At 30.6% G+C, this 6278-nt stretch carries 12 protein-coding genes; 2 read left to right on the forward strand and 10 right to left on the reverse strand.

Annotation, left to right across the window (positions count from 1 at the left end; all coding sequences use genetic code 11):
- Positions 1-23 precede the first annotated feature (23 nt).
- The 9 genes from HMPREF9073_RS06860 to HMPREF9073_RS06900 all read right to left on the reverse strand — a co-directional run bounded on the left by HMPREF9073_RS06860 (position 24) and on the right by HMPREF9073_RS06900 (position 4963).
- On the reverse strand, positions 24-560 hold the full coding sequence (locus tag HMPREF9073_RS06860) for a hypothetical protein (protein WP_009413228.1): 537 nt from the start codon (positions 558-560) through the stop codon (positions 24-26).
- Positions 561-662: 102 nt separating this feature from the next.
- Positions 663-959, reverse strand: a complete 297-nt coding sequence (locus tag HMPREF9073_RS06865) for a hypothetical protein (RefSeq protein WP_009413229.1) — start codon at positions 957-959, stop codon at positions 663-665.
- Between the two features lie 27 nt (positions 960-986).
- Positions 987-1235, reverse strand: coding sequence for a hypothetical protein (locus HMPREF9073_RS06870; RefSeq protein ID WP_009413230.1), 249 nt, complete (start codon positions 1233-1235; stop codon positions 987-989).
- A gap of 135 nt (positions 1236-1370) precedes the next feature.
- A complete protein-coding gene (locus HMPREF9073_RS06875; protein ID WP_009413231.1) occupies positions 1371-1817 on the reverse strand; it encodes a hypothetical protein in 447 nt (148 codons plus the stop codon).
- 71 nt (positions 1818-1888) lie between these two features.
- Complete coding sequence (locus HMPREF9073_RS06880) at positions 1889-2224, reverse strand: hypothetical protein (RefSeq protein WP_009413232.1); 336 nt, start codon at positions 2222-2224, stop codon at positions 1889-1891.
- Positions 2225-2389: 165 nt separating this feature from the next.
- Entirely contained in the window at positions 2390-2710 is a 321-nt protein-coding gene (locus HMPREF9073_RS06885) for a hypothetical protein (protein ID WP_009413233.1), read from the reverse strand.
- Positions 2711-2904: 194 nt separating this feature from the next.
- Positions 2905-3246 (reverse strand): hypothetical protein, encoded by a 342-nt coding sequence (locus tag HMPREF9073_RS06890; RefSeq protein ID WP_009413234.1) that lies wholly within the window; start codon positions 3244-3246, stop codon positions 2905-2907.
- Between the two features lie 75 nt (positions 3247-3321).
- Positions 3322-3573, reverse strand: a complete 252-nt coding sequence (locus HMPREF9073_RS06895) for a hypothetical protein (RefSeq protein ID WP_009413235.1) — start codon at positions 3571-3573, stop codon at positions 3322-3324.
- Between the two features lie 25 nt (positions 3574-3598).
- Positions 3599-4963: an ATP-binding protein gene (locus HMPREF9073_RS06900; RefSeq protein WP_009413236.1), complete on the reverse strand. Its 1365-nt coding sequence runs from the start codon at positions 4961-4963 to the stop codon at positions 3599-3601.
- A 222-nt stretch (positions 4964-5185) separates the two neighbouring features.
- On the opposite strand from HMPREF9073_RS06900, the gene HMPREF9073_RS06905 reads away from it, so the two are divergent.
- Together HMPREF9073_RS06905 and HMPREF9073_RS06910 are read left to right on the forward strand one after the other, a co-directional pair.
- Complete coding sequence (locus HMPREF9073_RS06905) at positions 5186-5374, forward strand: type II toxin-antitoxin system HicA family toxin (RefSeq protein WP_034555584.1); 189 nt, start codon at positions 5186-5188, stop codon at positions 5372-5374.
- Positions 5375-5391: 17 nt separating this feature from the next.
- Positions 5392-5769 carry a type II toxin-antitoxin system HicB family antitoxin gene (locus tag HMPREF9073_RS06910; RefSeq protein ID WP_009413238.1) on the forward strand — a complete coding sequence of 126 codons (378 nt, stop codon included), beginning with the start codon at positions 5392-5394 and terminating at the stop codon, positions 5767-5769.
- Between the two features lie 126 nt (positions 5770-5895).
- On the opposite strand, the gene HMPREF9073_RS15910 is transcribed toward HMPREF9073_RS06910, so the two are convergent.
- Positions 5896-6278: hypothetical protein (locus HMPREF9073_RS15910; protein ID WP_009413239.1), on the reverse strand; the 383-nt coding region annotated here is incomplete at its 5' end.

The following is a 6278-nucleotide window of genomic DNA, read 5'->3' on the forward strand; positions in this document are numbered from 1 at the left end:
TTTTAACATTTCTTTGATAAACACTAATGAAAATCAAAATCTTTAAAATCTACATATAAATTCTCTAATTTAGGAAAGGATTTATCTATAAACTTAATGTAATTATTTGTTGTGCGTAATTCCTTTAATTTGGGAATATTTACATTAGATAAATTCGTTATTGATGTGTCCGAGATGTTTAATGTTTTAATTGAATTACTACTGATATTTAAATTGTTTACCTTCTTATTCTTTGTAATTTCTAAAGTCTTTAAGTCAGGAAAATCAGGAAAGTTATTAAATATATCCATATTAGGAAAAGAGCAATATTCTAACTTTAAGTCTTTAAGTCGCTCAAATCGTTTTAACTCACTTAAATCTGATAAATTACATTTATAAAGAGTTATTTCCTTTAATGTATCTGCAAAAGGTAAAAAATCATCTAAAGAATCTATATTCTCTTCGGAAAATATTATTTCTACTACTTTATTTCGATATAGCCGTATAACACTTCTTTTGGAAGAAATGTAGTTTGTAGAAACATTGTCTAAGTGATATTTTTCTTTCAAGTATGATAACATATTACGGACAAGTTGCTTCTTTTATATTGTTAAATTTATTGTGTTTTTTATGATTGTCAGATTGTTGTGCTTTTAACAACACATCTGAAACATTACCAAATATTAGCATTTTCTTAAATCTAAAAAAAACTTTATTTCATTTAATAATTCTTTTTCTGTTACACCTCTTCTTTCTTTTATTACTTCTAATTTATTTTCATTGATTATTTCAAAATCAAAATCATAGCTAATAATCTTATTTTGACAATAATTATAAGTAGATATATATACTAATTTATCCTCTTTCTTAATTCCTATAGCACATGTATCAGCTCCCCATAGATCTATGACTTCTACTTGTGAAGTATCTAATGCATTCTTTAGATTTTTTAAAAATTTTTCTATTGTAATATCTTTCATTTTTCAGAACTTCTTCTACTATTTTTCCTAAAATCCAAATCTAACCATTCTGCTAAAAATATTTTTTTTATAAAGCTTATCTATTGTATTTATAATATTTTCAAGCGTTACTTTCTCTAATAAAACAACATTTTCCTCATAGAAATAACTATTAGACTCAGAAATCTCATCAATAACATCTTGATAAAATCTAGCTGTATCATAAAAATTTAACTGATATATTTCGTGGCTATTTAATTCAACCGAACAACCATAAAAGTACCCTTTACTTTCCATTTCATATATAAAAAAATCATCGTTTATTTCATCTACAAAATTAATTAAATATCCTTCTTTTTTTTATTATCTTTTTTACATCTTATTTTATTATATTTATCAACTGAGAGCTAAAAACATTACCACATTACACTTTTATTGTATTATTAAACCATTTGCTAAGACATTTTCTATAAATAATTTTTCAGATTCTGTTTCTCTTTTTAATTTTTCAATATATAGCCCAAGATTATATTCTGTGCCATCTACATAATAATCAGATTCAAACACATAGTCGGATTTTAAATCAATAGTTGTAACCAAATGATATTCATTACCTAATATTGTTTTTACAAATAAAGATGTAATTTCACTTGTTATATTGTTTTCAATCTTGGATATATCTGTCAGCTTAAATATATTTGTCTCTACAAACATCCAAGTTGTTTGATTTAAGACTATTACTCCAAAAATATCATTCTCCCAAATATCATAAAATCCTTTTCTTTCTATATTATAAAAGATTTTCCAATATTCATTGTTCTGCATATCATACGATATTACAGTTTTTTTGTCTTCATAGTTTAATAATGTTAGTTCCATAACTATATCATCTTATAAATATTTTATTGATTGGGGTAGGTTGTTGAGATTTTAACAACACAGCTGAAACGTTACCCTGATACATTACCAATTTCAATATCTAAAAAATCAATAAAAAAACCCTTTTTTTTATCAACTAATTTAAATAGTCCTCCTAAAAAATGATTTGTAATATTATCTTCTATAAACAATAATTCACAAGCTGAGTCATTCCATTCTTGAAAATTTCCATAAAAACATTCGATATTCAAGCAATTCATATAAATATTATCTACTTGAAAAGCTATAGAATCTTTATAACCTAAAGAAATATCACACAAACGCATTTCTTTTTTATTAATCAAGACCAAGTTTGTTTTTTTTAATATATCTCCAACATATTTTTCTTTGACTTTTTTCCTATCCATAATTATTATTTACATATTTTTATTGTTTTCCTCTCTGCTGGAGCGAGCTTTTAGCTCGTGCCTATATAATTATTTTATCTTTTTACATTGTACTGCTTGGTAATCATTATGATTTTAACAACATAACTGATATATTACCCTACTTTGGTAAATTGGATTTTTCCACTATAAATTTAGCATAACCTCCTTTTTAAAGTTCTCAATTTCATTAAAAAATATTTCCATAGGATTATTAGAATTTTCTATTTCAATAATTTTTTCCCAAACATTCCTTTTTTCTATAGAATAATTATACTTTTTACATATCCATTCTGGAAATTTATCTAAAAAAATAATATCTTTTTCAGTTATTAAATCAAATATTTCTTTAAAAGAAATAAAATAAGAAATATGATTTATTAATTCTTCATAATCATATTTAATTAAATACATTTTAGGTCTCACAGAAATATATTCTATATATTCAATTATTTCAATGTTATTCATAAGTTTTACTAATCTAATAGAGTTTCATTAAACACATTTTTAGGAGCGTATCTCAACCCTAAATCTTCTTTAAATAAATCATAATCAACCCCTCTGCTGGAACGAGCTTTCAGCTCGTGCCTCTATAATTATTTTATCTTTTTACATTGTACTGATTGGTAGGTTGTTGAGGTTTTAACAACACATCTGATATATTACCAATTATCAAAGATATTCTCAAATTCATTTGGCTTTCCTTTTAATAAAATGATACCTCCTGATGAAATTATTTTGAAATCATTATTTTTATCTTCTAAAATAACTTCTTGCTTATCTTCATTATATGATATAGATAAACAAGGGTTTTTCCAACTAAAATCAGCTTTTATAAAACGACTTCCTAAAAATACTATATACAAAACCTCTTTATTTTTTTTACTATACAGAAATAAAAGTAATCTCCTTAATCCAGAGCTATATTTATCAATGGTTATGATATCGGGATTGTAACTTTTAATTATAATATTAATATCATCAATGTCAAATATTGTTTTCATTTTTTACATCTTATTTTGCTTATATTCACCAACTGAGAGCTGAAAACAGTACCGCAAGCATTTCACTCATACCCTCTATTCTTGCTGTGGTTTATAAAGAGTAAGACAATCCTTTCCTTTTTGAGTGAGTTGCAGGGTAATAGCATCTACAAAAGCAAGATATCCCTCTTCTTCTAAGTCCGATAGATACATTTTTAGCTTGCCTTGGTATATTATTTCAGGATATTTTCTAATAATGCGCCTATCTATACTAGGGATAGAGACTTCTTCCCCCTTGTTGACATCCCTTATAAGCTGTAATAGGTATATTTTCTCTTCTAATAACATATTTCCAATAACTTCTTGAGAATACTTACTGCCTGATTTGTGATAATGCAAATAGCGGATATACCCTCACTGTGCGCTCTGCTCCTTCTTCAGTATCGGTATAGGTAAACGTTCCAAAGTTCTCTAATGAGGCTCTAATGGCGTTCTTTAGCTTCTTTTCGCGCATAAACTGCCACAAACTCTTCATTCCTCCTTGTGTGCCTGCTTTTACTTCTATAGGCAATACTGCCGACTCGTAGGGTATGAGATAATCTACCTCTGCCTGTGCATTTTTGGCTCTGCGCACCCAGTAAAATAACTCGTGTCGCATATTGGGGGTGCGGTATCGCAATAGTTCAAGCCCCGCAATCATCTCAGTAAGCGCCCCTTTGTTTACTAAGTCGGTAGGGTTTTGGGTGAGTATTTGGGTTGTAAGCTCTGTGATGTCGCCTGTCATATCAAGCCAACGGAGTAGCAACCCACTGTCGAGCAGTAGCATTTTCCTATAAGTAGGGTCGGCTTCACTTCCTAACGGAAGCCCGTTAGCATCGGTGTGTGTAACAGGGGTGATTATACCCGCTAAAATAAGCAATTCCAACGCTTTTTTCACCTCATTACTATGGTATCCCCCTCCTCCTACTTGCGAGTATACAAACTTACTGCCTATTTGTAAGGCGACGCTTTGCAGGGTAAATCTGAGCAAGGTAGGGTCTACTCTCTTTCGGTATTTAGGAAAATCGTCCTGATAGGTGAGTACAATATCGTCTTGTACCTCTTGGCAAGCCAAATAATCGCGTGTGGCTACCCATTTGGCTACTACCTCTGGCATCCCTCCTACCAACATATAAGAGCGAAATAACCCTACTAACTTCTCGTATAAAGGTAGTGGTAAAGGCGCTTCGGCAGTAGCACTATTGCGCGCTTCCAATAGCAAAGTTTCGCCACAAGCCCTTAAAAACTCATCAAAAGTCATTGGGTAGACAAACATAGAGTGGATACGCCCGACTCCAAAGGTTGGCAATGTTTCGAGAGCAAACTCTAAGAGAGAACCTGCAGCTATCACGTGCAAATCGGGCATATCTTCTTTAAAAAAACGCAATGCCATAATTGCCTCGCCTGCCGCTTGTATCTCGTCTATAAAAAGCAGTGTTTGTCCAGCAACAATAGGCTTACCTACCATAGCCGAAAGCTGAGGTACTATACGCTTTACATCGAGGTCTCCCTGAAAGAGTTGTATAAATGAAGGTTGCTTTTCTAAGTTTATTTCTACGAAATTCTCAAATTGTTTGCCCAACTCTCTTACTGCTGTCGATTTACCCACCTGACGGGCACCCCTTAACAACAAAGGTTTGCGAGCAGGGCGTAAAGCCCATTCTTTTAGATAGCTATCTATTAATCTTGGGTAATACATCTTATAAAATATAAAGATTTATATATCAGGCGACAAAGATACAAAATTAAAATTATCCAAAGAAATAAATTGCTGTTTTTTGTAAAAATCCAAAGAAATAAATTGCTGTTTTTTGCAAAAATCCAAAGAAATAAATTGCTTTTTCTGCTAAAAGTTACAGAAAACTTGTGTGTAAGTAAAAAATATTTTACCTTTGCAATGTCGAAAAATAATAAAGTTTATATGAAGACAAACGAACTGCTAAAAATCCTGCGAGAGGCTGGTTGTGAACCAAAACGGCAAGCGAAAGGAAGTCACCAAATATGGTGGAATCCTGAAACAGGAAAACAATGTACAGTGCCTATACACCCTAGCAAAGAAGTAGGTACTGGGTTAGTAAAGAAAATCACAAAAGAACTATTAGGAGAATAACTTATAAAATAATAAATATGAAATACATTTTTATCGTAGAAAAAACCAATACAGGTTATTCAGCTTATGCTGAAAATGCTAATGTAGCGACTGTAGGCGATACTTATGCCGAGCTAAAAGAAAATATGCTCGAAGCCCTAAATATGCTTTTAGAGGAGGAACAAAAACCTTTAGCTAAAGAAAGCGATATAGAAATAAAGTTTGATTTAGCACAATTTTTAGAGTATTATAATGGTATTAATATCCTTTCGTTAAGCCAAAAGATAGGTGTAAGTAATAGCCTTATCTCTCAGTACAAAACTCGTAAAAAATATCCCTCAGAGAAACAAGCTCAAAAAATATTTCAAGGCATAAAATCATACGGTATGGAGTTAGCCTCTATTGATTTAGTATAGACTTTATTATTTTTAACACGCTGCAAGAGCACACCCTCTAAAAAGTGAGCTCTTGCTTGTTTTTTACAAAAATCCAAAGAAATAATGATTTTGCAAGTTATTTTTTTACTCAACACGGGGAGGTCTTCAAATATTCATATTCTTCTTCCCTCTTCCTATTTCTAGCAATCGCTCAAGAGTAGTTTGCAGTACCTTATTTAGTTTCAGCTGCCACTGATATTGATAATCTACAACAGGGTCATTTTCATCATCTAAATTTCTCCCTATTGTTTGTACATAGATAATACCATTTTCAACGTGATAATCTCCCATTGTATAACACTTCGTTGGTTCTGGGAAAAGTTCTGTAAATTCATTCCCGTATTCATTATAGTCTATCAATATCCTTCTATTGAAATCACCAATACTGAAAGCTAATTCTTTTTTTTCTAAAGCAATTTCAAAATCCTCATCAATAAAACTCTCTATTATCTTAGTTTCATTCTTTAGTTTCTGAACTAACAGAGCTA

It is taken from the genome of Capnocytophaga sp. oral taxon 326 str. F0382 (assembly GCF_000318295.1).
GTDB lineage: Bacteria > Bacteroidota > Bacteroidia > Flavobacteriales > Flavobacteriaceae > Capnocytophaga > Capnocytophaga periodontitidis.

Excerpts from the sequence above, each read along its gene's own strand:
- HMPREF9073_RS06905 (WP_034555584.1), top strand. The coding sequence starts at position 5,186 with ATGAAGACAAACGAACTGCTAAAAATCCTGCGAGAGGCTGGTTGTGAA.
- HMPREF9073_RS06890 (WP_009413234.1), bottom strand. The coding sequence starts at position 3,246 with ATGAAAACAATATTTGACATTGATGATATTAATATTATAATTAAAAGT.
- HMPREF9073_RS06860 (WP_009413228.1), bottom strand. The coding sequence starts at position 560 with ATGTTATCATACTTGAAAGAAAAATATCACTTAGACAATGTTTCTACA.
- HMPREF9073_RS06885 (WP_009413233.1), bottom strand. The coding sequence starts at position 2,710 with ATGAATAACATTGAAATAATTGAATATATAGAATATATTTCTGTGAGA.
- HMPREF9073_RS06910 (WP_009413238.1), top strand. The coding sequence starts at position 5,392 with ATGAAATACATTTTTATCGTAGAAAAAACCAATACAGGTTATTCAGCT.
- HMPREF9073_RS06865 (WP_009413229.1), bottom strand. The coding sequence starts at position 959 with ATGAAAGATATTACAATAGAAAAATTTTTAAAAAATCTAAAGAATGCA.
- HMPREF9073_RS06900 (WP_009413236.1), bottom strand. The coding sequence starts at position 4,963 with ATGTATTACCCAAGATTAATAGATAGCTATCTAAAAGAATGGGCTTTA.
- HMPREF9073_RS06880 (WP_009413232.1), bottom strand. The coding sequence starts at position 2,224 with ATGGATAGGAAAAAAGTCAAAGAAAAATATGTTGGAGATATATTAAAA.
- HMPREF9073_RS06875 (WP_009413231.1), bottom strand. The coding sequence starts at position 1,817 with ATGGAACTAACATTATTAAACTATGAAGACAAAAAAACTGTAATATCG.
- HMPREF9073_RS06870 (WP_009413230.1), bottom strand. The coding sequence starts at position 1,235 with ATGGAAAGTAAAGGGTACTTTTATGGTTGTTCGGTTGAATTAAATAGC.
- HMPREF9073_RS06895 (WP_009413235.1), bottom strand. The coding sequence starts at position 3,573 with ATGTTATTAGAAGAGAAAATATACCTATTACAGCTTATAAGGGATGTC.